The 279-nt window shown below is 69.2% G+C and carries 1 protein-coding gene; it reads right to left on the minus strand.

All coding sequences use genetic code 11. The features are described from left to right. Positions 1 to 279: hypothetical protein (locus tag ACZ3HG_RS23410; RefSeq protein WP_465334724.1), on the minus strand; the 279-nt coding region annotated here is incomplete at both ends.

Consider the following 279-nt stretch of genomic DNA (forward strand, 5'->3'; position numbering starts at 1 on the left):
GCCGTACTGCGGCGGGGCGGCGTCGGGGGCAGGAGGTCGTACGACCTCGGTGCGGATCGCGCCCGACGTCCCGAGGATCCCGCGAGCCTTCGCCAGACTCGACGCCGCGACGAACACGTCGTAGTGGTCGGCGGCCACCTGCGTGACCGAGGCGAAATCACGGCGGCGCCGCAGAAGCGAATACGTGCCGAGGCTCAGCAGCATGCCCAGTGCCATGCCGACCAGCAGCACACCCACGAAGGCAGAGATCTGGGCGTTCGGCGTACCGAGCACGAAGAT

This window comes from Erwinia sp. PME.40.26/001 (genome assembly GCF_055556675.1).